Annotated in this window: 21 protein-coding genes; 14 read left to right on the forward strand and 7 right to left on the reverse strand. The window is 64.2% G+C overall.

Annotated features, from left to right (window positions below; all coding sequences use genetic code 11):
• Positions 1 to 116 precede the first annotated feature (116 nt).
• Positions 117 to 521 (reverse strand): DUF4260 domain-containing protein, encoded by a 405-nt coding sequence (locus XH98_RS23220; RefSeq protein WP_271620051.1) that lies wholly within the window; start codon positions 519 to 521, stop codon positions 117 to 119.
• Between the two features lie 145 nt (positions 522 to 666).
• Here XH98_RS23220 and XH98_RS23225 point away from each other — a divergent pair, with 145 nt between their 5' ends.
• Both XH98_RS23225 and XH98_RS23230 read left to right on the forward strand, forming a co-directional pair.
• Complete coding sequence (locus XH98_RS23225) at positions 667 to 2199, forward strand: acyl-CoA carboxylase subunit beta (protein ID WP_271598917.1); 1533 nt, start codon at positions 667 to 669, stop codon at positions 2197 to 2199.
• Between the two features lie 61 nt (positions 2200 to 2260).
• On the forward strand, positions 2261 to 2608 hold the full coding sequence (locus tag XH98_RS23230; protein ID WP_271598916.1) for a hypothetical protein: 348 nt from the start codon (positions 2261 to 2263) through the stop codon (positions 2606 to 2608).
• A gap of 22 nt (positions 2609 to 2630) precedes the next feature.
• Here the strand turns inward: XH98_RS23230 and XH98_RS23235 are convergent, their stop codons facing one another.
• The gene (locus XH98_RS23235) at positions 2631 to 2783 is read right to left on the reverse strand and encodes a hypothetical protein (RefSeq protein ID WP_167353995.1); all 153 of its coding nucleotides are present in this window, start codon (positions 2781 to 2783) and stop codon (positions 2631 to 2633) included.
• A 376-nt stretch (positions 2784 to 3159) separates the two neighbouring features.
• Between XH98_RS23235 and XH98_RS23240 the strand changes: the two genes are divergently transcribed.
• Complete coding sequence (locus XH98_RS23240) at positions 3160 to 3495, forward strand: twin-arginine translocation signal domain-containing protein (protein ID WP_271598915.1); 336 nt, start codon at positions 3160 to 3162, stop codon at positions 3493 to 3495.
• 70 nt (positions 3496 to 3565) lie between these two features.
• Here the strand turns inward: XH98_RS23240 and XH98_RS23245 are convergent, their stop codons facing one another.
• The 3 genes from XH98_RS23245 to XH98_RS23255 form a co-directional block, all read right to left on the reverse strand.
• On the reverse strand, positions 3566 to 3808 hold the full coding sequence (locus tag XH98_RS23245) for a GCG_CRPN prefix-to-repeats domain-containing protein (RefSeq protein WP_271598914.1): 243 nt from the start codon (positions 3806 to 3808) through the stop codon (positions 3566 to 3568).
• 353 nt (positions 3809 to 4161) lie between these two features.
• Positions 4162 to 5172: an alpha/beta fold hydrolase gene (locus tag XH98_RS23250; RefSeq protein ID WP_271598913.1), complete on the reverse strand. Its 1011-nt coding sequence runs from the start codon at positions 5170 to 5172 to the stop codon at positions 4162 to 4164.
• 10 nt (positions 5173 to 5182) lie between these two features.
• On the reverse strand, positions 5183 to 5881 hold the full coding sequence (locus XH98_RS23255; protein ID WP_057751729.1) for a metalloregulator ArsR/SmtB family transcription factor: 699 nt from the start codon (positions 5879 to 5881) through the stop codon (positions 5183 to 5185).
• A gap of 202 nt (positions 5882 to 6083) precedes the next feature.
• Between XH98_RS23255 and XH98_RS23260 the strand changes: the two genes are divergently transcribed.
• Positions 6084 to 6395 carry an NIPSNAP family protein gene (locus XH98_RS23260; protein ID WP_271598912.1) on the forward strand — a complete coding sequence of 104 codons (312 nt, stop codon included), beginning with the start codon at positions 6084 to 6086 and terminating at the stop codon, positions 6393 to 6395.
• Positions 6396 to 6446: 51 nt separating this feature from the next.
• Positions 6447 to 7256: an isocitrate lyase/PEP mutase family protein gene (locus XH98_RS23265; protein ID WP_271598911.1), complete on the forward strand. Its 810-nt coding sequence runs from the start codon at positions 6447 to 6449 to the stop codon at positions 7254 to 7256.
• 187 nt (positions 7257 to 7443) lie between these two features.
• On the opposite strand, the gene XH98_RS23270 is transcribed toward XH98_RS23265, so the two are convergent.
• A complete protein-coding gene (locus tag XH98_RS23270) occupies positions 7444 to 7836 on the reverse strand; it encodes a hypothetical protein (RefSeq protein ID WP_271598910.1) in 393 nt (130 codons plus the stop codon).
• Between the two features lie 166 nt (positions 7837 to 8002).
• On the opposite strand from XH98_RS23270, the gene XH98_RS23275 reads away from it, so the two are divergent.
• Positions 8003 to 8647 carry a trimeric intracellular cation channel family protein gene (locus XH98_RS23275; protein ID WP_271620052.1) on the forward strand — a complete coding sequence of 215 codons (645 nt, stop codon included), beginning with the start codon at positions 8003 to 8005 and terminating at the stop codon, positions 8645 to 8647.
• A gap of 133 nt (positions 8648 to 8780) precedes the next feature.
• Here the strand turns inward: XH98_RS23275 and XH98_RS23280 are convergent, their stop codons facing one another.
• Entirely contained in the window at positions 8781 to 9992 is a 1212-nt protein-coding gene (locus tag XH98_RS23280; RefSeq protein WP_271620053.1) for a c-type cytochrome, read from the reverse strand.
• Positions 9993 to 10274: 282 nt separating this feature from the next.
• Between XH98_RS23280 and XH98_RS23285 the strand changes: the two genes are divergently transcribed.
• The 8 genes from XH98_RS23285 (at position 10275) to XH98_RS23320 (ending at position 20448) form a co-directional block, all read left to right on the forward strand.
• Entirely contained in the window at positions 10275 to 13766 is a 3492-nt protein-coding gene (locus XH98_RS23285; protein ID WP_271620054.1) for an indolepyruvate ferredoxin oxidoreductase family protein, read from the forward strand.
• A gap of 356 nt (positions 13767 to 14122) precedes the next feature.
• Complete coding sequence (locus XH98_RS23290) at positions 14123 to 15280, forward strand: thiolase domain-containing protein (RefSeq protein ID WP_271598906.1); 1158 nt, start codon at positions 14123 to 14125, stop codon at positions 15278 to 15280.
• A complete protein-coding gene (locus XH98_RS23295) occupies positions 15280 to 15669 on the forward strand; it encodes a Zn-ribbon domain-containing OB-fold protein (protein ID WP_271620055.1) in 390 nt (129 codons plus the stop codon). The genes XH98_RS23290 and XH98_RS23295 overlap by 1 nt, the downstream gene beginning before the upstream one ends.
• A gap of 142 nt (positions 15670 to 15811) precedes the next feature.
• Positions 15812 to 16672: a MaoC family dehydratase gene (locus tag XH98_RS23300; protein ID WP_057751689.1), complete on the forward strand. Its 861-nt coding sequence runs from the start codon at positions 15812 to 15814 to the stop codon at positions 16670 to 16672.
• Between the two features lie 126 nt (positions 16673 to 16798).
• Complete coding sequence (locus XH98_RS23305) at positions 16799 to 17677, forward strand: SDR family oxidoreductase (protein ID WP_271598905.1); 879 nt, start codon at positions 16799 to 16801, stop codon at positions 17675 to 17677.
• A gap of 23 nt (positions 17678 to 17700) precedes the next feature.
• Positions 17701 to 18654, forward strand: coding sequence for a dihydrodipicolinate synthase family protein (locus XH98_RS23310; protein WP_057751685.1), 954 nt, complete (start codon positions 17701 to 17703; stop codon positions 18652 to 18654).
• 4 nt (positions 18655 to 18658) lie between these two features.
• Entirely contained in the window at positions 18659 to 19453 is a 795-nt protein-coding gene (locus XH98_RS23315) for an NUDIX hydrolase (RefSeq protein WP_271598904.1), read from the forward strand.
• Positions 19454 to 19533: 80 nt separating this feature from the next.
• Positions 19534 to 20448: a DMT family transporter gene (locus tag XH98_RS23320; protein ID WP_271620056.1), complete on the forward strand. Its 915-nt coding sequence runs from the start codon at positions 19534 to 19536 to the stop codon at positions 20446 to 20448.
• Positions 20449 to 20492: the final 44 nt, after the last annotated feature.

Raw genomic sequence — 20492 nt, forward strand, 5'->3', positions numbered from 1 at the left:
GAGCTCACGCAACATTCGGCGCCTGATCGCAAGCCTGGAGCAAGCCTGAATCGGCAGGCCCGGTCAACCGGCCAGCCGCGACAAAATCACGGTCATCCCGCCGCTCGCGCGGCAGCTCAGGCGCCGTTCTGCCGGCCGATCCGCCCCAGATGGGTGAAGCCGAACCCGGCGGAATATTTCAGGCCGTAGCCCAGCGCCCGGTCGATGCCGATATGAGCGAGCCAGATCAAGCCGATGGAGAGGGTGAGGGGCGCGGCGAGGCCAAACCCCAGCGTCAGCAGCGCCACCGGCGCCATGTAGCTGTGGGCGGCGTTGTAGACCAGCGCACCGAATTTGCCGTCCACGAGGTACGCCAGGAAGCTCAGATCCGGCACCAGGAAGAGCAGGGCATAGACCCACCAGGAGCCGCCCCAGGTCGCATAGAGCGCCGTCATGGCCGCGAACAGAGCGAGCCCCTCGAGCCGCAGCAGGGCCCTGACGCCGCCGGTCACGGCGCCGGTGTCAACAGCTCTCTCGTCCATCGTGGCCTCCAGGGCAAAACTTTGGAATTCCTTGCGCTTTCACGCTACGTCAAAGCAGCCCTGCGGCGCCGAAAGCCGCTTCCCGGCCTGCAAAATGCCGTGTTAGAACGCCCAGCACTTAAGGCTTAAGAACTGGCGGGAGCAAATGAAACATATCCTGGACGCCCTTGAAGATCGTCGCGCCGGCGCCAAGCTCGGCGGCGGGGAGAAGCGCATCGAGGCGCAGCATGCCCGCGGCAAGCTGACCGCGCGCGAGCGCATCGAGCTCCTGCTCGACAAGGGATCGTTCGAGGAGTTCGACATGTTCGTCGAGCACCGCTCCACCGAGTTCGGCATGGAGAAGACCAAGGTGCCGGGCGACGGCGTCGTCACCGGCTGGGGCACCGTCAACGGCCGCAAGACCTTCGTCTTCGCCAAGGATTTTACCGTGTTCGGCGGCTCGTTGTCCGAAACGCACGCGCTGAAAATTACAAAGCTCCAGGACATGGCGATGAAGGCGAGGGCGCCCATCATCGGCCTCTATGATGCGGGCGGTGCCCGCATCCAGGAGGGCGTCGCCGCGCTTGCCGGTTACTCCTACGTGTTCCGCCGCAACGTGCTGGCCTCGGGCGTGATCCCGCAGATCTCGGTCATCATGGGCCCCTGCGCCGGCGGCGACGTCTATTCGCCTGCTATGACCGACTTCATCTTCATGGTGAAGAACACCAGCTACATGTTCGTCACCGGGCCTGATGTCGTGAAGACCGTGACCAACGAGGTCGTCACCGCTGAAGAGCTCGGCGGCGCCTCGGTGCACGCCACGCGCTCGTCGATCGCCGACGGCGCCTTCGAGAACGACGTCGAGACGCTTTTGCAGATGCGTCGCCTGATCGACTTCCTGCCTGCTAACAACAGCGACGGCGTGCCGGAATGGCCGAGCTTCGACGACATCGGCCGCGTCGACATGTCCCTGGACACGCTGATTCCCGACAATCCGAACAAGCCCTACGACATGAAGGAGCTGATCCTGAAGGTCGTGGACGAGGGCGACTTCTTCGAGATCGCGGAAGCCTTCGCCAAGAACATCGTCACCGGCTTCGGCCGCATCGCCGGCCGCACCGTCGGCTTCGTCGCCAACCAGCCGATGGTGCTGGCCGGCGTGCTCGACTCTGACGCCTCACGCAAGGCCGCGCGCTTCGTGCGCTTCTGCGACGCCTTCAACATTCCGATCGTCACCTTCGTCGACGTGCCGGGCTTCCTGCCCGGCACCGCGCAGGAATATGGCGGCCTGATCAAGCACGGCGCCAAGCTCCTGTTCGCGTACTCGCAGTGCACGGTGCCGCTCGTCACCGTCATCACCCGCAAGGCCTATGGCGGCGCCTTTGACGTCATGGCGTCCAAGGAGATCGGCGCCGACATGAACTACGCCTGGCCGACCGCCCAGATCGCCGTGATGGGCGCCAAGGGCGCGGTCGAGATCATCTTCCGCAGCGACATCGGAGACCCCGACAAGATCGCCGCCCGCACCAAGGAATACGAAGACCGCTTCCTGTCGCCTTTCATCGCCGCCGAACGCGGCTACATCGATGACGTCATCATGCCGCATTCGACGCGGAAGCGCATCGCAAGGGCGCTGGCGATGCTGAAGGACAAAAAGACGGAGATGCCGGCGAAGAAGCACGACAATTTGCCGTTGTGAGAAATGAGTAGGGTGGGTTAGGCGAAGCCGTAACCCTCCCTACAGGTTCGATCAAAATCCCATGACCGAAGACGATCCGACCGACGAAATCGCCGACATCGAAGATCGCATCGAGCGGCTCGCCGAGATCGCCGAGCGGTGCCGGAAGTACATCCTGGCGTCCAAGATCGCGATTGGCAGCGGTGCGGTGCTGCTCCTGGCCACCATTCTCGGGCTGTTTGGATTTGGTCAGACCGCTGCGCTCGGCTCGATCGCCTTGGTGCTCGGCGGCATCGTCTCGCTCGGCTCGAACATCAGCACGTTGCGGCAGACGGACGACGCGATCGGGGCTGCCGAGGCGCGCCGGTCGGCGCTGATCGGCAGCATCGATCTGCGCGTGGTGGCGGATACGCCGATGAAGCTGGTGTGACGCCCCGGGCAGGCCGTACGCATCATGCGGCGGTCTTGAGGGTCAGCTCAGACAGTTCGGCGCGGCATTCGGCTGCGAAGGTTTGAAGCTGCTCCGCCGTCCGCCGGTCGAGGATGGCTTTCGCCAGCCGCTCGGCGCGGGCAATCTGTTCTCTGAGATATGCGATGCGGGACATGGGACACCTTTCTTTCTCTGAAATGGCTTCGCGGCAATTCGTTGTGGCTGTGATGACTGTAGAGCTACCGCGACGCCATGTGTGTGCGGTCGATCACATTGCCCGGGGCCTTATCGGCCGCCGCGACATGCGCCATGCGGTCTTCCGTCCGTGAGGTCGGCCATGGGCTGTCTCCGTGCTGTCTCAGCCCTAGGACGGATGGAGACGGCGCGCTCCGACGGGGGATGCGAATTTTTTGGCCGAGCGCAGGACGGATGGAGCTTCTTTCCATCGGGGCTCTCTGCAGTGAACCTGAACGGTCGATTCAGCGGCGGTTCATATCGGCGCCGCGACACTTGTTCTGCATCACTTGATCGATGAAGCAGAGGATTAAGTCATGGAGCGCCGGAACTTTTTGAAACTTGCATTCGGTGTCGCGGCGGGAGCTGCCGCGTTCACCGCCGCCGCGCAGGCCGCGCCGCTCGCGCCGCAAGTGCTGGGGAAAGACAGCCTGCCATCGGCGAATCCGGACGCTCATCCTGCCGTCACCACCAGCGAGGAAGCAGCCCAGCTCCAGCCGGAGCAGGTGCGTTGGGGTCACGGCCACTGGCATCACCGTCACTGGGGTTGGCATCACCGTCACTGGGGCTGGCGTCACCGCCACTGGGGCTGGCGTCACCGTCATTGGGGTTGGCGCCATCGCTGGCATCGTCGCCATTGGCGTCACTGGTAACGCCGCGTCCGGAATGAAAAAGGGGATCGCAATCGCGATCCCCTTTTTGCTGTTTCGCAATTGCGAGAGATCAGAACGGACGGCAGCGGCCGGCGTACCAGCGGAAGCCATAGGGGCACACGCGCGGACGCACCACGACAACAGGCGGAGCAACCACGACCGGCGCGGGAGCCACGACGACCCGCTCCATCGGACGGCAGCCGCCATAGGGGCCGCGGTACCAGCCCGGGCCGCAACCCCCGGCGGCGCTGGCGGACTCGCTGAAGCCGACGGCCGCGCTGGCGAGCATCGCGGCGGCGAAAAGATATTTCATCTGATTTTCCTTCTGGTCTCTGGGAGCAAGTTCTTGGAAGCAAGTTCTTGGAAGCAAGTTCTTGGAAGCAAGTTCTTGGAAGCAAGTTCTTGGGACAGGGGCTTAGCGCCTGCGGCGCGCAATGAATCAACAGACACGATTCGACACATTAAAACGAGTACGTGCCGTTACGTTGCGATCCAAACCTGCCAATCATGACCTGAATGCGGCATGAACATTTTTCGCGTGCGGCTTCGCGCGACATCGATGACGCGACAGCATGATCCGGAAAAGTGTGCAGCGGTTTTCCGAAAAGATCATGCTCAAACAAAGAGCTAAAGCGCGATGACGATTCAACCCAATCTCATCGCGCTTTAGCGGCCGAGAAAGCCCAACACGAGCTCTCGGTACTTCTCCGGCGCCTCCAGGAAGACGAGGTGACCGGTGTCCGGAATAATCTCGGCGCGCGCATTCGGCATCTTCGCAGCCAACGCTTTTGCAAGCTCGGCATTCTGCCCCATCTTTGCGCGCAACGCTTCCGGCGCATTCGGCCGGCCCGGGGCGTTGTGGTCGTCGGCGCCCATGATGAACAGTGTCGGCGCGGTGATCTCAGGAATTTCGTGCGCGACCGGCTCGCGATAGATCATCTGGCCGGATGAGACGAAGGCGCGCAGCCAGCGCGGATAGTCGGGGCTGCCCTTGATGTTGAAGCGGGCGTCGATGAACGGCGTGATCGCCTCCGGCGGCAGCTTGATCGCATAATTGGTTTGGAGCTGCTTTCGGTAGCCGTCGGCGGTGAGCTTGTCCTCGGTCTCGATGATTGTCTCGGTCGGAACCGGCGGCACGTAGAGACGATAGTCTTCGAGGCCGATCGGTGCGGTCAGCACCAAATGGGCGACACGGTCCGGATAGGCGCGGGCGATGCGCACCCCTAACATGCCGCCGAGCGAATGCGCGACGATGTCGACCTTGTCGATTTTGAGGTGATCGAGCAGCGCGATGGTGTTGCGCGCCAGATTGTCGAAATGCAACTCGCCCATCGGCTTGGAGGATTTGCCGAAGCCGATCTGGTCCGGCACGACCACACGATAGCCCGCGTCGTTGAGTATCTTGATGACATCAGCCCAGTAGCTCGACGGGAAATTGCGCCCATGCAGCAGCACGACGGCGCGGCCGTTCGGCTGAGCTGGGGCGACGTCCATATAGGCCATGGCGAGCTGCTCGCCGTCATTGACAACAGGCAGCAGATGCACGGGATAGGGATAGGCAAAGCCTTCGAGCGCAATGCCGTAAGGCTCGCGCTGGGGCGCGTCGGCGGCGTGGGCGGTGGCGAAGGGGGAAGCGAGCAGGGCGGCGGCGAGAGCGGCCGGGAGAATGCGGATCATAGTAGCGCGATCAGTCCTTGCTGTTCCCGAACAGCGCCGCGAATTGTTTCTCGCCGGTGCGGGTGAAATTCACCACACGGCTGCCGGGCGTGGCATCGCGCGCGGCCCATTTCAGCTCGGCAAAGCGCTGCATCATGGCAGCCCCGAGCGTGCCGGCGAGATGGTGGCGCCGCTCGCTCCAGTCGAGGCAGGCCTTGCAGACCGGGCGGCGCGGATGGCTGAGCATGTCGGGCGAGATCTGCAAATGCTTGGCGAGGAAGCGCTCGCCTTCCGTCGTCAGCTCGATCTCCTGCTTCTTCTGCTTTACGAGGTTGCGCGACCGAAGCGAGTCCAGCATCTGCACGCCGAGATCGCCGGCGAGGTGGTCGTAGCAGATCCGAGCCCGGCGCAGCGCCGGATCCTTCGGCCCGGTGCGCACGCGCATATGGCCGGTGCGCGCGGCAAGACCGGCGAGTCCTTCGAGCACGCCGGCGACGTCGTCGTCGGTGAGGCGGTAGTAGCGGTGGCGGCCCTGCTTCTCCGGCTCGACCAGCCCGCCGGCCTCGAGCTTGGCCAGATGCGAGCTCGCGGTCTGCGGCGTGATGCCGGCCTCCTGCGCCAGCTCGCTCGCCGTGAGCGCGCGGCCGTTCATCAGCGCCGTGAGCATGTTGGCGCGGGCGGGATCGCCGACCAGCGCGGCGACCATGGCGATGTCGGGTCCTGATTTCATGCTTCGATGGTAGCCGAAGCATTGTGGTCGAGCAAGAGCGTAGCGTCTCACCAAGTCGTCATCGCGGGACCCGTAGGGTGGGCAAAGGAGCGGAGCGACGTGCCCACCAATCGTCGTTGCAAGAGACGAGGTGGGCACGCTTCGCTTTGCCCACCCTACGAGACCTGCGCTCGCAATGACAGCGCGAAAACAGGAGCCCAACATGTCCGTCACCGTCTTCATCCGCTACCAGCTCGATCCCTTCAAGCGCGCGCAGTTCGAGGACTATTCGAAGCGCTGGCTGACCATCATCCCGAAATGTGGCGGCGACCTGATCGGCTATTTCATGCCGCATGAAGGCACCAACAACATCGCCTTTGCACTGATCACTTTCGAGAGCCTCGCCGCCTACGAGGCCTATCGCGCGCGGCTGCGGCAGGATGGCGAAGGCATCGCGAACTTCCATTTCGCCGAGGACAACAAGTTCATCCTGGCGGAAGAGCGCACCTTCCTGCGCAAGGTGGTATTGGACTAGCGCCGTCCTGCGAGCGTCCCTATCTCTGCGCGGCCAACAAGGGAGAGAAACATGCATGTGACAACGGCTGACAAGCGCGCGACGTTCAGGAAGCTGCACGAGAGCGGCTGCTTCATCCTGCCCAATCCGGTCGATGTCGGCGGCGCCAAGGCGTTGCAGCATCTCGGTTTCAAGGCGATCGCCTCGTCGAGCGCGGGCTTTGCCTGGACCATCGGCAAGGCCGACAATCGCGTCACCGTGGAGGACGTCTGTCAGCATCTGGCAGCATTGAGCTCGTCCGTCGACATTCCCGTGAACGCGGATTTCGAGGGCGGTTTTGCCGTCGAGCCGGACCAGGTCGCAGAAAATGTCGAGCGTGGCGTGCGCACCGGCGTCGCCGGCCTGTCGATTGAGGATTCCACCGGCGACAAGGACAAGCCGCTCTATGATCGCGCGCTTGCGGTCGAGCGCATCAAGGCCTCGCGCAAGGCGATTGGCGACAGTGGCACGCTGCTGGTCGGCCGCTGCGAGGCTTATCTCTGGGGCGTCACCGATCTCAAGCTCGTCATCGACCGGCTCACGGCTTACGCGGATGCCGGTGCCGATTGCCTCTACGCGCCGGGCTTGAAGACGCGCGAGGACATCGCCGCTGTGGTGAAGGCCGTCGCGCCAAAGCCGTTCAACCTGTTGATCGGCGGCTCCGGCTTGTCGCTGAAGGAGGCCGAAGATCTCGGCGTGCGTCGCATCAGCGTCGGTGGCTCGCTCGCCCGCGCTGCCTGGGGCGGCTTCATGCGCGCGGCGAAGGAAATGGCGGAGAAGGGGACGTTTAGCGAACTGGCCGGCGGCTATCCCGGCGGCGAGCTCAACAAGATGTTCAGCTAGCTCCCAACGAAAGCGGCGGGACCTTTCGATCCCGCCGCTCTCTCATCCTCTCGATGTCATGCCCCGCGCAGGCGGGGCATCCAGTAGTCCGAGGCTTATCGATTCGACTTCAACCGTCTCGGAGTACTGGATCGCCCGGTCGAGCCGGGCGATGACGTTTGTGTGCTACGCGAAGACGGTCGTGCCGTTACTTCGCGCCGTCAGACGGCGTCTGCGTATCCGGCGCCGGCTTGGTCGGCGCAGCACCCGTGGTTACGCCCGGCGCGGTGTTGTTGCGCGGCGTCACGTCACGCATGCCGGGAGGGGCGGCCGGATTGGTCGACGGAGCCTGCTGCGCGGTCTGCGTGGCCGGCGTATTGCTCGCCTGGTTGCCGGTGCCGGTGTTGTTCAAGCCATAGAACACGGCGCCCAACACCAGGGCGATCGCCACCGCGAACAGCGCTATCTTGCCGCTGGAGGCGGGGCCTTCGCCAAGCTCGGGATCTGCCTGAAGGTCGGCATCCCGGCGCGCCGCGCGAAGATACTCATCGTCGGCGAGGTTCGGGCGGTACGGATCGTTGGGAAAACGGTCGTCAGCCATCGATTGGGTCTCCTCGTTGATTGCCCTCAGACAACCCTCGGCTGCGAGATTCTGTTCCGGGTTCCCTAGTGCTTTCGTCGGATGTTGCCCTCGGGCGAGGAATCGGGAACCTGTTCATGCGGGAACTCGGCGCGTAAGTTCCGCCGCAAAAGAAGGGAACACAGCGATGTGGAGCCTGCCACCGACCGATAGCGTGCTCCATTTCATGTCGTTGGTCGCCGTCGCCGCGCAAGGCATGACGGCTGCGCTTGCGGCAGGACGGCGCAGCATGGATTGGCTCGGGGTCTGCTTCCTCGGTTGCATCACCGCGCTCGGCGGCGGCACGCTACGCGATCTCTTCCTCGGCCATTATCCGCTGGCCTGGGTGCAGAACCCGATCTATCTCGCGCTCGCCGGCGGGGCGGCGTTCCTCACGATCCTGTTCGCGCGTCTCGTGCACCGGTTGAAGATCGCCTTCATCGTGCTCGATGCCATCGGTCTTGTCGTCTTCACCATGGCCGGCTGCGACATCGCCTGGCAGATGGATGCCTCGCTGCCGATCGTGATCGTTTCCGGCATGGTGACGGGCTGCGCCGGCGGCGTGCTCCGCGACGTGCTCTGCAACGACGTGCCGCTCTTGTTTCGCTCCGAGCTTTACGCGAGTGTCTCCGTGGTGACGGGGCTGTTCTATGCCACCGCGTTCGGTTTGAATCTCAACGCCGGGCTATGGACCATCCTGACCTTCGCCCTCGGCATCACTTTTCGTCTCCTCGCCGTGCGCTACAAATGGGAGATGCCGAAATTCGTGTTCACGGGAGATGAGGAGCGGTAGCTCAACGACTTCTCGCGTAGTTCAGGGCCAGCGCTCTCCACGGCGTCATGGCCGGGCTTGTCCAGGCCATCCACGACCTTACCCGCAGCACAAAGAACGCAGATGCCCGGGACAAGCGCGGGCATGACGACCACTACGGCGCCTGCCTGCGCGCCTTCGCCACCTGCGCCGGCGTCACCAGCAGGCCGGCATTGCCCCAGGAATTGCGGATGTAGTTGGTGACCGCCGCGATCTCCTCATCCGATAATTGCTTGGCATAGCCGGGCATCTCGCCGGTGTTCGGCGCGCGCGGCGTCGTCACGGTGTGGGCGCCGTCGAGAATGACGCGCAAGGTCGAGGAGGGGTTGATGGATTGCAGCAGCGCATTGCCCGGAAGCGGCGGATAGATGCGGGGCGCGCCGGAGCCGTCGGCTTCATGGCAGGCGATGCAGAATTTTGCGTAGACCGCCTGGCCCGCTTTCATCTCGGCCGCCTCGGGCGGCGCCACGATGGTCTCGCGCCGCGCCGGCGGCAGGCTCTTCAAATAGATCGCGATCGCTCGGATGTCGGCATCGCTCATCTTCGAGGCCGAGTTGACGATCACCTCGGCCATCGGCCCGCCGGCATGGCTCCTGGCGTTGCGGCCGCTCTGCAGATATTCGGTAATGTCCTCAGTGCTCCACGATTGCAGCCCGGTCCGCGCAGCGCCATCGAGGCGCGGTGCGTACCAGCCGTCGATTTCGTTGCCGGTCAGCGCCTGCGCGCTCTTGTCTGCGCCCAAAGCGTTCTTCGGCGTGTGGCAGGCGCCGCAATGACCGAGCCCGGTGACGAGATAGCCGCCCCGATTCCACGCTGCGCTCTTGTTCTGGTCCGGCTCGAACAGCCCGGGCGTGAAGAACAGCAAGTTCCAGCCGCGCATCAGGAAGCGATAGTTGAGGGGCCAGTGCAGCTCCGGCGGCTTGTTGCGGCTGATGACGGGCGCGAGGGTGCCGAGATAGGCGCGGATCGCCAGCGTGTCGTCCTTGGTCATCCGCGTGAAGTAGGGGTACGGGAAGGCTGGATAGTAGAGCGAGCCGTCCGGCGCGGTGCCATAGCGCAAGGCGCGGGTGAAATCGGCGTCGGTCCAGGCGCCAATCCCGGTGTCGCGATCAGGCGTCAGGTTCGGCGCATAGATCGCACCGAAGGGCGTGTCGATGCGTCTTCCCCCGGCGAAGGGTTTGGCGGGATCGGCGGTGTGGCAGCCCGCGCAGTCGCCGGCCTCGACCAGCGTCTTGCCGTAGGCGATCAGCTCGGGCGACGGCTCGGCGGCGAGAGCGGCCTCCGCAACCGCACTGCACAACAGCGCAACAGCCAGAATCGTCCGCATCGAAAGCCTGCTCCTGCGACCATCAGTCGAATGCCCAATCATAGCGGCGTCATGTCGTTTCGCGACAGCGGGGGTATGGTGACACAAATTGAAAATCGCCAATGTCTTTCCGGCCACGAAATTGCGTTTTTTTCCCGTCGCCGCGGAAGGGCCAGATTTGTGATGCGCTGCGTTAAATATCCGACATAGAGTGGCAGAGGTGGTCGGCGTGCCCTAGCTGAAAACAACGGGCAGGCAACGGCTTAGGCAGCCAAACGCTCAAAAGGGCGGAAGAGGACAAGAATGGGCATCAACCAGGGTCCGATCAGTCTCGATCAGAAATACACGCAAGGCACCGGCCATATCTTCACGACGGGCATCCAGGCGCTGGTCCGTCTGCCCATGGCGCAGATCAGGCGCGACCGCGCCGCCGGCCTGAACACCGCGGGCTTCATCTCCGGCTACCGCGGCTCGCCGCTCGGCGGCTACGACCAGCAGCTTTTCGCCGCGCGAAAGCACCTCGAGCAGTACAACATCAAATTCCAGCCCGGCGTGAACGAGGACTTGGCGGCGACCGCCATCTGGGGCTCACAGCAGCTCAACCTCTCGCCCGGGGCCAAATATGACGGCGTGGTCGGTATCTGGTACGGCAAGGGCCCCGGCGTCGACCGCTGCGGCGACGTCTTCCGCCACGGCAATGCCGCCGGCTCCGCCAAGAACGGCGGCGTGCTATGCCTTGCCGGCGACGACCACGGCGCCAAATCCTCCACCGTCCCGCATCAGTCCGACCACGCCTTCATCTCAGCGCTGATGCCTTATCTCTATCCTTCGAGCATCCACGAGATGATCGAGATGGGCCTGCTCGGCATCGCGATGTCGCGTTATTCCGGCTGCTGGGTCGGCATGAAGGTGATCACGGAGACGGTGGAGACCACCGCCGAGATCGACCTCACCGACGAGATGAAGCCCTTCATCATCCCCAGCGATTTCGAGCTGCCGCCCGGCGGCCTCAACCTGCGCTGGCCCGACGATCGCTTCGAGCAGGACCGGCGCCTGCAGGACTACAAGGGTTTTGCTGCGATTGCCTTCGCACGCGCCAACAAGGTCAACCGCGTCACCATGGATTCGCCGAACGCCCGTTTCGGCATCATGGCCTCGGGCAAGAGCTATGAGGACGTGCGGCAGGCGCTGCGCGAGCTCGGCATCACCGAAGAGATCGCCGCTAGAATCGGCCTTCGTCTTTACAAGATCGGCATGCCCTGGCCGCTGGAGCCGGAGGGCGTGCGCCAGTTCGCCGTCGGCTTGGAGGAGATCTTCATCGTCGAGGAACGGCGCGAGATCGTCGAGAACCAGGTCAAGCAGGAGCTGTTCAACTGGCGCGACGACGTCCGCCCGCGCATCGTCGGCAAGATGGACGAGCACGACAAGCGCTTCCTGACCTTCGCCGCCGAGCTCAGCGTCGCCTCGCTTGCGACCTCGCTCACCGAACGACTGCTTCGACTTAATCTCAACCCCGAGATTGCGGAGATGCTTCGCGCGAAAGCCGACTGGTTCAACGGCCGGCAGGCGTCCCAGATGATCCCCACGGCGCCGGTTTCTCGCACCCCATATTTCTGCTCCGGCTGCCCCCACAACACCTCCACGAAAGTCCCTGAAGGCAGCCGTGCGCTCGCCGGCATCGGCTGCCATTTCATGGCGCTGTGGATGGACCGCTCGACCGAGACCTTCACCCATATGGGCGGTGAGGGCGTGCCGTGGGTCGGTATCGCCCCCTTCACCAACGAGAACCACATATTCGCCAACCTCGGCGACGGCACCTATTTCCACTCGGGCATTCTCGCCATTCGCCAGGCGATCGCCTCCAAGGCCAACATCACCTACAAGATCCTCTACAACGACGCCGTCGCCATGACCGGCGGCCAGCGCCATGACGGCGATCTTTCGCCGGAGAAGATCATGGCCCAGCTTCACGCCGAAGGCATCCGCGAGATCTATCTGGTCTCGGAAAACCCGGACGCCTATCCCGCCGACAGCATTGCGCCCGGCGTCAGGAAATATCACCGCGACGACTTGCAGAACGTCATGAAGATGTGCCGCGAGTACAAGGGCACCTCTGCGATCGTGTTCGTGCAGACCTGCGCCGCCGAAAAGCGCCGCCGCCGCAAGCGCGGCCTGATGGAGGATCCGGCGCGCCGCGTCATGATCAACCCGGCCGTCTGCGAAGGCTGCGGCGACTGTTCGGTGCAGTCGAACTGCATCTCGGTCGAGCCGCTGGAGACCGAGTTCGGCCGTAAGCGCGCCATCAACCAGTCCGCCTGCAACAAGGACTATTCCTGCCTCAAGGGATTCTGCCCGTCCTTCGTCACCGTGGATGGCGGCAAGCCGCGCCACCGCGCGCCGGCCGAGCTCGCCGATATCGGTGAGCTGCCCGAGCCGGCTTCGCGGCCGATGCTGGACAAGCCCTACAACATCGCCGTAGGCGGTGTCGGCGGCACCGGCGTGCTCACCATCGGCGCGCTGCTCGGCATGGCCGCCCATATCGAGGGCAAGGCCTCGATGATCCTCGACATGTCCGGCCTTGCGCAGAAGGGCGGCGCGGTGCTCAGCCACGTCCGCCTGTCGGATCATCCGGCCGAGGTGACGTGCTCGCGCATCGTCACCGGCACCGCCGATGTCGTGCTCGCTGCCGACGAGGTGGTCGCGGTCGCCAAGGACACCATCTCGCTGTGCGACACCAGCCGCACCCGCGGCATTATCAACAGTCACGTCATCCCCACCGCCGATTTCGTGCTCAACCGCGACTTCAACTTCCAGACCCGCAAGCTGACCGGCCTGCTGGAGACGGCGCTGCACAAGGATTCCGTGTTCTTCGATTTCACCAGGCCGGCCGAGCAGCTGCTCGGCGATGCCATCGCCACCAACATGATGATGATGGGCTATGCCTATCAGAAGGGGCTGTTCCCGCTGTCGGCGGAAGCGATCGAGCAGGCCATCGAGGTCAACGGCGTCTCGATCAAGATGAACAAGGAAGCCTTCCGCCTCGGCCGCCTTGCCGTCGCGGACCCTGCGCGCCTCGCCGAGATGCTGAGGGGCACGGACGAGGTTGCCGCGCCCAAGACGCTGGACGCCATGCCTCTCGATGAAGTCATCGAGCATCGCGCCAAGCATCTCACCGCCTATCAGAACGGCCGCCTGGCCAAGCGCTATCGCAAGCTGGTCGATCAGGTTCGCGATGCCGCGATCAAGGGCGGATATGGCGAAGTGCTGCCGCGCGCGGTCGCGATCAACTACGCAAAACTGCTCGCCTACAAGGATGAGTACGAGGTCGCGCGCCTGTTCTCTGACGGCGCTTTCGAGCAGCAGCTCCGCGACCAGTTCGAGGGCGACTACACGTTCAGCTTCAACCTCGCCCCGCCGATTTTGGCGTCCGGCGTCGATGCGCTGGGCCGCCCGAAGAAGCGCGCCTTCGGCCCGTGGATGCTGAAGGCGTTCCGCGTGCTCGCCAAGTTCAAATTCCTGCGCGGCACCCCCTTCGACATCTTCGGCCGCAGCGCCGACCGCAAGCTCGAGCGCGACCTGATCGCAGGCTACGAGAAGGACGTCGCCACCGTGCTCGGCCTGTTGTCGCCGCTCACGCACGACACAGCCGTCGAACTCCTCTCACTGCCCGACCGCATCCGCGGCTACGGTCCGGTGAAGGAGAAGGCCGTGGCCGACGCCAAGGCCCGCTACGCCCAGCTTGCCGCCGATCTGGCGAGCCCGCCCCCGGCGCCGCGGCAGATCGCGGCGGAGTAGGAAAGTCCCGTAGTCCCGTAGGGTGGGCAAAGGCGCGCTTGCGCCGTGCCCACCATCTCTCTCGACCACGAAAAAGGCGTGGGCACGCTTCGCTTTGCCCACCCTACAATTTCCTCTTTGAAATCAACCACCGTTCTACTGTGCATGGGGTTGTTTTCGATAAGGCGCTTCGATTTCGATAAAACGAAACGTCGCTTGTGCCGTCGGGCAAAACACCTGTAGGATTTGAGCTGTCTCGTCCGTCATTGCGCCCACCCGTTGCCCTCTCGCGAGGCGGAATATTTCGGCGCTTGCCAATCCGCCCATCGCGGTTCAGAAAAAAGAGCCAATAAGAGACGCGAGCGGAGACCTCTGTTTTGACCATCAAGGGCAAGGCCTACATTGCCGGGATCTACGAACACCCGACCCGGCATGCGCCGGACAAATCCACCGCCCAGCTTCATGCCGAGGTCGCCAAAGGCGCGATCGAGGATGCCGGGATCAGCAAGGACGATGTCGACGGCTATTTCTGCGCGGGCGATGCGCCCGGCGGCGCCTGGCCGATGGTCGACTATCTCGGGCTGAACACCAAAAAGCTCCGCCATGTCGATTCCACCGAGACCGGCGGCTGCTCCTACATCATCCATCTCGGCCATGCCGCTGAAGCCATCGCGGCAGGCAAGTGCTCGATCGCGCTCATCACGCTTGCGGGCAAGCCGCGCACCGGCGCGATGCCGCCGCGCGCGGCCGGCGCGGAAGCCGATTTCGAGTCTGCTTACGGTGCGACCACGCACAATGCCTATGGCATGTGTGCCATGCGCCATATGCACGACTATGGCACCACGAGCGAACAGCTCGCCTGGATCAAGGTCGCGGCCTCCCATCATGCGCAATACAATCCGCATGCGATGCTCAAGGACGTCGTCACCGTCGAGGACGTGCTGAATTCGCCGATGATCTCCGATCCGCTGCATCGCATGGATTGCTGCGTCGTCTCCGACGGCGGCGGCGCGTTGATCGTGACCACGCCTGAAATCGCCAGGAGCCTGAAGAAGCCGCTGGTGCGCCTGATCGGCCATGGCGAGGCGATGAAGGGTCCGCGGGGCGGCAAGGATCTCGATCTCACTTACTCCGCCGGTGTCTGGTCCGGCCCGCGAGCGTTCGAGGAGGCCGGCATCACGCCGAAGGACATCAAATACGCCTCGATCTATGACAGCTTCACCATCACGGTGCTGATGCAGCTCGAGGACCTCGGCTTCTGCAGGAAGGGCGAGGGCGGCAAGTTCGTTGCCGACGGCAATCTGATCTCGGGCGTCGGCAAGCTGCCGTTCAACACCGATGGCGGCGGCCTGTGCAGCAACCACCCCGTCAATCGCGGCGGCATGACCAAGATCATCGAGGCCGTTAGGCAGCTGCGCGGCGAGGCGCATCCGAAGGTGCAGGTTCCGAATTGCGATCTCGCCATCGCCCACGGCACCGGCGGCCTCTTGGGTGTTCGCCACGCCGCCTCGACGGCCATTCTGGAGCGCGTGTGATGAGCGAAGCGAGAAAATATCCAGCGCCGGTCACGAACCCCGAGACCGCTGCGTTCTGGGACGCGGCGAAAGCGGGCAGGTTCATGATCAAGCGCTGCACCGCCTGCGGCGAAGCGCACTACTTCCCGCGCTCGATCTGCCCGTTCTGCTACTCCGACAAGACGGTGTGGGAGGAAGCCTCGGGCGAGGGCACGATCTACACCTATAGCCTGATGCGGAAATCTCCGACCGGTCCTTACGCCATCGGCTACGTCACGCTGAAGGAGGGACCGTCGGTGCAGACCAATTTCGTCGACTGCGATCTCGAGAAGCTCAAGATCGGCCAGAAGGTGAAGGTGGTGTTCAAGCCGACGGACGGGGCGCCACTGCCGTTTTTTACGCCGGTGTAGGTCCTCATCCTGAGGAGCTTGCGAAGCAAGCGCCTCGAAGGATGGCCACGACAAGAAGCGTTTCGGGCATCCTCATGGTTCGAGACGGCGCAACAGCGCCTCCTCACCATGAGGATGAGAACCACCGGGAGGAAACCAAAAAATGTCCGCCAGATACGAAGAACTCAAAGGCCTGAAAAACCTCGGCCAGAAATATGCCTACACCGACCGCGAGGTGATGCTCTACGCCTACGGCATCGGTCTCGGCGCCGACCCGATGGACGAGAACGAACTCGCCTTCGTCAACGAGGGCACGCTCACGCCGCGGCCGCTGAAGGTCGTGCCGACCTTTGCCTCCGTCGCGGCCTGGGGCTCGGGCCCGGGCGAGATGAATCTCAACCGCGTCATGGTGGTTGACGGCGAGCGCGACATCACCTTCCACCAGCCGCTGCCGGTCGCCGCCAACATCACCGCCGATTCCTCCGTGCTCGAGGTCTACGACAAGGGCAAGGACAAGGGCGTCGTCATCAGCCACCAGACCGTGCTGAAGAACGAGAAGGGCGAGAAGCTCGCGACACTTGTCGCCTCGCGCTTCGCTCGCGGCGACGGCGGCTTCGGCGGGCCGAATCTCACCCAGCCCGATCCGCACAAGATCCCCTCGCGCGCGCCCGACAAGACCATCGACATCGCGACGCGCCCGGACCAGGCGCTGGTCTATCGTCTCTGCGGCGACCGCAATCCGCTGCACTCCGATCCCGAGTTCGCCAGGAAGGCCGGCTTCCCGCGCCCGATCCTGCACGGCATGTGCACCTACGGCATCACCTGCCGCGGCGTGCTGCAGACCTATGCCGACTACGATGCGTCAGCGTTCCGCCAGCACGTCGCGCGGTTCTCCTCGCCCGTCTATCCAGGCGAGACTGTCACCATGGACCTCTGGAAGGACGGCAACACGATCTCGTTCGAAGCCAAGGTGAAGTCGCGCGGGGTCACGGTGATCAAGAACGGCAAGACGGTGTTGGGTTAGCGTGCTTCGTCATTCCGGGGCAGCCCGCAGGGCTGAACCCGGAATCCAGAGGTTGTGGCGCGAGATTCCGGGTTCGCGCTTCGCGGGCCCCGGAATGACAACAAACAAGAACAGGGAGAAGCCACCATGGGACTACTCGACGGCAAGGTTGCGCTGATCACCGGCGCGGGCGGGGGGCTCGGTGAGGCCTACGCAAAGCTGTTCGCGCGGGAAGGGGCCTCGATCGTGGTCAACGATCTCGGCGGGCCCCGCGACGGCTCCGGTGCCGATAAGTCCATGGCGCAGCAGGTGGTGGACGCGATCAAGGCCGAGGGCGGCAAGGCGGTCGCCAACGGCGCCGACATCTCCACCATGGAGGGCGGCCAGTCGGTGTTCGACGACGCCATCAGGCATTTCGGCCGCGCCGATATCCTGGTGAACAACGCGGGTATCCTTCGCGACCAGACCTTTCACAAGGCCAGTGAGGCCGACTGGGACAAGGTCATCAAGGTGCATTTGAAAGGCACCTTCTGTTGCACCATGCCGGTGTTTCGCTGGATGCGGGAAAATGGCGGCGGCGTCATCGTCAACACCTCCTCGACCTCAGGCCTGATCGGCAATTTCGGTCAGACCAATTACGGCGCCGCCAAGGGCGGCATCTGGGGCCTGTCCAACGTGCTGGCGATCGAGGGTCGCAAGTACAACATCCGGATCTGGACGCTGGCGCCGGGCGCCCTGACCCGCATGACCGCAGACCTGCCCCGCTATAAGGAGAACCCAGGTGCAGCGCTGGGGCCGGACGGCATCGCGCCGGCCGTGCTATACATGGTCAGCGATTTGTCGGGCGACCAGACCGGCAAGGTGCTGGGCGTGTCCGGGCCCCGCGGCGTGCGCGAAATGCGGATGATGGAAATGGAAGGCTGGAAGCCGCCGCACTCGGGCTGGAAGGCCCAGGACATCGTCGATCACGCCAACGAGATCTTCTTCTCGGAGGAGCAGATCAAGATGGGGGCGCGGCGGTTTTAGCCACGGAAGAGACAAGGACGACGATGAAACTCACCGCCGACGCCAAGGGCACCTTCGCAATCGCGCCGACGCCGTTCCACGACGACGGCCGGATCGACGAGCGCTCGATCGACCGCCTGACCGATTTCTACGAGGAGGTCGGCTGCGACGGTGTCACGGTGCTTGGCATCCTCGGCGAGGCCCCGAAGCTCGATGCCGCCGAGGCCGAGCAGGTCGCGGTGCGCTACGTCAAGCGCGCCAGGAAGATGCAGGTGATCGTCGGCGTCTCCGCGCCGGGTTTTGCCACCATGCGCTCGCTGGCCAGGGCCTCGATGGACGCAGGCGCGGCCGGCGTCATGATCGCGCCGCCGCCCAGCTTGCGCACCGACGACCAGATCGTTGGCTATTTCAAGCAGGCGGCCGAGGCGATCGGCCCCGATGTGCCCTGGGTGCTCCAGGACTATCCGTTGACGCTCACTGTGGTGTTTACGCCCGCCGTGATCCGCAAGATCGTCATGGACAATCCGAACTGCGTGATGCTCAAGCACGAGGACTGGCCGGGTCTGGAAAAGATCACGACCCTGCGCGGCTTCCAGAAGGACGGCTCGCTCCGTCCGCTCTCGATCCTCTGCGGCAATGGCGGCACGTTCCTCGACTTTGAAATGGAGCGCGGCGCCGACGGCGCCATGACCGGCTATGCGTTCCCCGAGCTTCTGATCGACGTCGTCAACCTCTCCAAGGCCGGCAAGCGCGATGCCGCGCATGACATCTTCGACGCGCATTTGCCGCTGATCCGCTACGAGCAGCAGCCCGGCGTCGGCCTGACCGTGCGCAAATACGTGCTGCAGAAGCGCGGCATCATCGCCTCCAGCGCACAGCGCAAGCCGGGCGCGACGATGACGGCGACCGCGAAAGCGGAAGTCGACTATCTCTTGTCGCGCGTCGCCCGTTTCGACAAGCGCGCCAATCTCGGCCCGCAATCCAGTGCCGCAGGTTAGTTGAATGCCCGAGACATCAACATCGCGCCCGGCTTCGACAATCCTCCTGCTGCGTGATGGCGCCAAGGAGGTCGAAATCTTCATGATGGTCCGCCATCATCAGATCGAGTTCAACTCGGGCGCGCTGGTGTTTCCGGGCGGCAGCATCGATGCGGGCGATCAGGAAATCGTTGCCCGCGCCGATCTTTATTCGGGCGGCGAGGGCTTAAGCGAAGCTGACCGCGGTTTTCGTATCGCCGCGATCCGCGAGACGTTTGAGGAGAGCGGCATCCTGCTGGCACGGTCGAAAGGCTCGAACAGGCCTATTGATGCCAAACGCGCCGGCGAGATCGCCGAGGCGCATCGCGTCGCGCTCAACGAGCACAAGATCAGCTTCCTGAAAATCCTCGACGATAACGGCCTTCAGCTCGCGCTCGACACGCTCGTGCCTTACGCGCACTGGATCACGCCGGAGGGCATGCCCAAGCGTTTCGACACCTGGTTTTTTCTCGCGGCTGCACCGCCCGACCAGCTCGGCGCGCATGACGGGCGGGAGTCGACCGACTCGATCTGGCTGTCAGCACGCGAGGCGGTGGAGGGCGGTGAGAGCGGCCGCTTCAAGCTGCCGTTCCCGACCACGCGAAATCTGATTCGGCTGGCGAAGCAGCCAAGCGTGAGGGCTGCGCTCGATCATGCCAAGGGGATGTCGATCGTCACGGTGATGCCGGTGATGACGAAAACCGAAAGCGGGCGGCAGCTCCGCATCCCCCGCGAGGCCGGCTATGACGGCGAGGTGTTCGAGGTCGGCGCGGTCGGCTAGAACACTTCGATACCGAACGAAGTATTGGCGACCACTGATGAGCTAGGTTCCGTCCATCGCGAATGGATGGGACGGATCAGATGGACGCCAGGCAGGACACCAATATCGCCGTCGAGCTGGCGCTGCTGGTCGCGCTCGCAACCCTCTGGGGTGGCTCCTACACCTTCATCAAGCTCGGCGTCGCCACCATCCCTGCGGTCACGCTGATCGCCGCGCGCACGACGGTTGCGGGCCTGTTGCTGCTCGCGGTCATGTGGGCGAGGGGCATCAGCATGCCGACGGATGCCGCGACCTGGCAGCGCTTCGCGTTCCAGGCCGTGCTCAACAGCGTCATTCCATGGACCCTGATCGCCTGGGGCGAACGCCACGTCGATGCCGCGCTCGCCACCATCCTCAATTCGGCCGGGCCCATCTTCACCTTCCTGCTCACCGCGATCATCACCCGCCATGAGGCAACGACGCCACGAAAGCTGTTCGGCGTGGTCGCGGGTATGGCCGGCATCCTGCTGATCGTCGGCGTCGATGCGTTCCGCGAGATCGGGCGCGGCCTCGCTGCGGAGGCGGCAATCGTCGCCGCCACCATCTGCTACGCCTGCGCCGCGATCTTCGGCCGCAGCTTCAAGGGCCTCGATCCCATGGCGCCCGCCGCCGGCTCGCTGCTGGCGGGCGCGGCCGTGCTGATCCCGGCTTCGCTCCTGCTCGAGCAGCCCTGGACGCTGTCGCCGTCGCTAAGCTCCGTCCTCGCGCTGCTCGCGCTCGCGGTATTCTCGACCGCAGCCGCCTTCGCGATCTATTTCCGCCTGATCCAGACCCTCGGCTCGGTCGGCACCACCGCTCAGGCTTACCTGCGCGTCCCCATCGGAGTGGCCATCAGCGTCGCCTTCCTCGGCGAGACCCTGAGCCGGACCGCATGGATTGGCCTCGCCTGCGTCGTCCTCGGTGTCGCCGCCATGACGATCCCGGGGCGGCGGGCGGCTGTCGCTAAACCATCATGAAGAACAGCCCCTTCCGGCCCGTGGAGGCATGTTCCCCCGGAGGG

It is taken from the genome of Bradyrhizobium sp. CCBAU 51745 (assembly GCF_028128715.1).
GTDB lineage: Bacteria > Pseudomonadota > Alphaproteobacteria > Rhizobiales > Xanthobacteraceae > Bradyrhizobium > Bradyrhizobium manausense.

Excerpts from the sequence above, each read along its gene's own strand:
- XH98_RS23220 (WP_271620051.1), bottom strand. The coding sequence starts at position 521 with ATGGACGAGAGAGCTGTTGACACCGGCGCCGTGACCGGCGGCGTCAGG.
- XH98_RS23225 (WP_271598917.1), top strand. The coding sequence starts at position 667 with ATGAAACATATCCTGGACGCCCTTGAAGATCGTCGCGCCGGCGCCAAG.
- XH98_RS23230 (WP_271598916.1), top strand. The coding sequence starts at position 2,261 with ATGACCGAAGACGATCCGACCGACGAAATCGCCGACATCGAAGATCGC.
- XH98_RS23235 (WP_167353995.1), bottom strand. The coding sequence starts at position 2,783 with ATGTCCCGCATCGCATATCTCAGAGAACAGATTGCCCGCGCCGAGCGG.
- XH98_RS23240 (WP_271598915.1), top strand. The coding sequence starts at position 3,160 with ATGGAGCGCCGGAACTTTTTGAAACTTGCATTCGGTGTCGCGGCGGGA.
- XH98_RS23245 (WP_271598914.1), bottom strand. The coding sequence starts at position 3,808 with ATGAAATATCTTTTCGCCGCCGCGATGCTCGCCAGCGCGGCCGTCGGC.
- XH98_RS23250 (WP_271598913.1), bottom strand. The coding sequence starts at position 5,172 with ATGATCCGCATTCTCCCGGCCGCTCTCGCCGCCGCCCTGCTCGCTTCC.
- XH98_RS23255 (WP_057751729.1), bottom strand. The coding sequence starts at position 5,881 with ATGAAATCAGGACCCGACATCGCCATGGTCGCCGCGCTGGTCGGCGAT.
- XH98_RS23260 (WP_271598912.1), top strand. The coding sequence starts at position 6,084 with ATGTCCGTCACCGTCTTCATCCGCTACCAGCTCGATCCCTTCAAGCGC.
- XH98_RS23265 (WP_271598911.1), top strand. The coding sequence starts at position 6,447 with ATGCATGTGACAACGGCTGACAAGCGCGCGACGTTCAGGAAGCTGCAC.
- XH98_RS23270 (WP_271598910.1), bottom strand. The coding sequence starts at position 7,836 with ATGGCTGACGACCGTTTTCCCAACGATCCGTACCGCCCGAACCTCGCC.
- XH98_RS23275 (WP_271620052.1), top strand. The coding sequence starts at position 8,003 with ATGTGGAGCCTGCCACCGACCGATAGCGTGCTCCATTTCATGTCGTTG.
- XH98_RS23280 (WP_271620053.1), bottom strand. The coding sequence starts at position 9,992 with ATGCGGACGATTCTGGCTGTTGCGCTGTTGTGCAGTGCGGTTGCGGAG.
- XH98_RS23285 (WP_271620054.1), top strand. The coding sequence starts at position 10,275 with ATGGGCATCAACCAGGGTCCGATCAGTCTCGATCAGAAATACACGCAA.
- XH98_RS23295 (WP_271620055.1), top strand. The coding sequence starts at position 15,280 with ATGAGCGAAGCGAGAAAATATCCAGCGCCGGTCACGAACCCCGAGACC.
- XH98_RS23300 (WP_057751689.1), top strand. The coding sequence starts at position 15,812 with ATGTCCGCCAGATACGAAGAACTCAAAGGCCTGAAAAACCTCGGCCAG.
- XH98_RS23305 (WP_271598905.1), top strand. The coding sequence starts at position 16,799 with ATGGGACTACTCGACGGCAAGGTTGCGCTGATCACCGGCGCGGGCGGG.
- XH98_RS23310 (WP_057751685.1), top strand. The coding sequence starts at position 17,701 with ATGAAACTCACCGCCGACGCCAAGGGCACCTTCGCAATCGCGCCGACG.
- XH98_RS23315 (WP_271598904.1), top strand. The coding sequence starts at position 18,659 with ATGCCCGAGACATCAACATCGCGCCCGGCTTCGACAATCCTCCTGCTG.
- XH98_RS23320 (WP_271620056.1), top strand. The coding sequence starts at position 19,534 with ATGGACGCCAGGCAGGACACCAATATCGCCGTCGAGCTGGCGCTGCTG.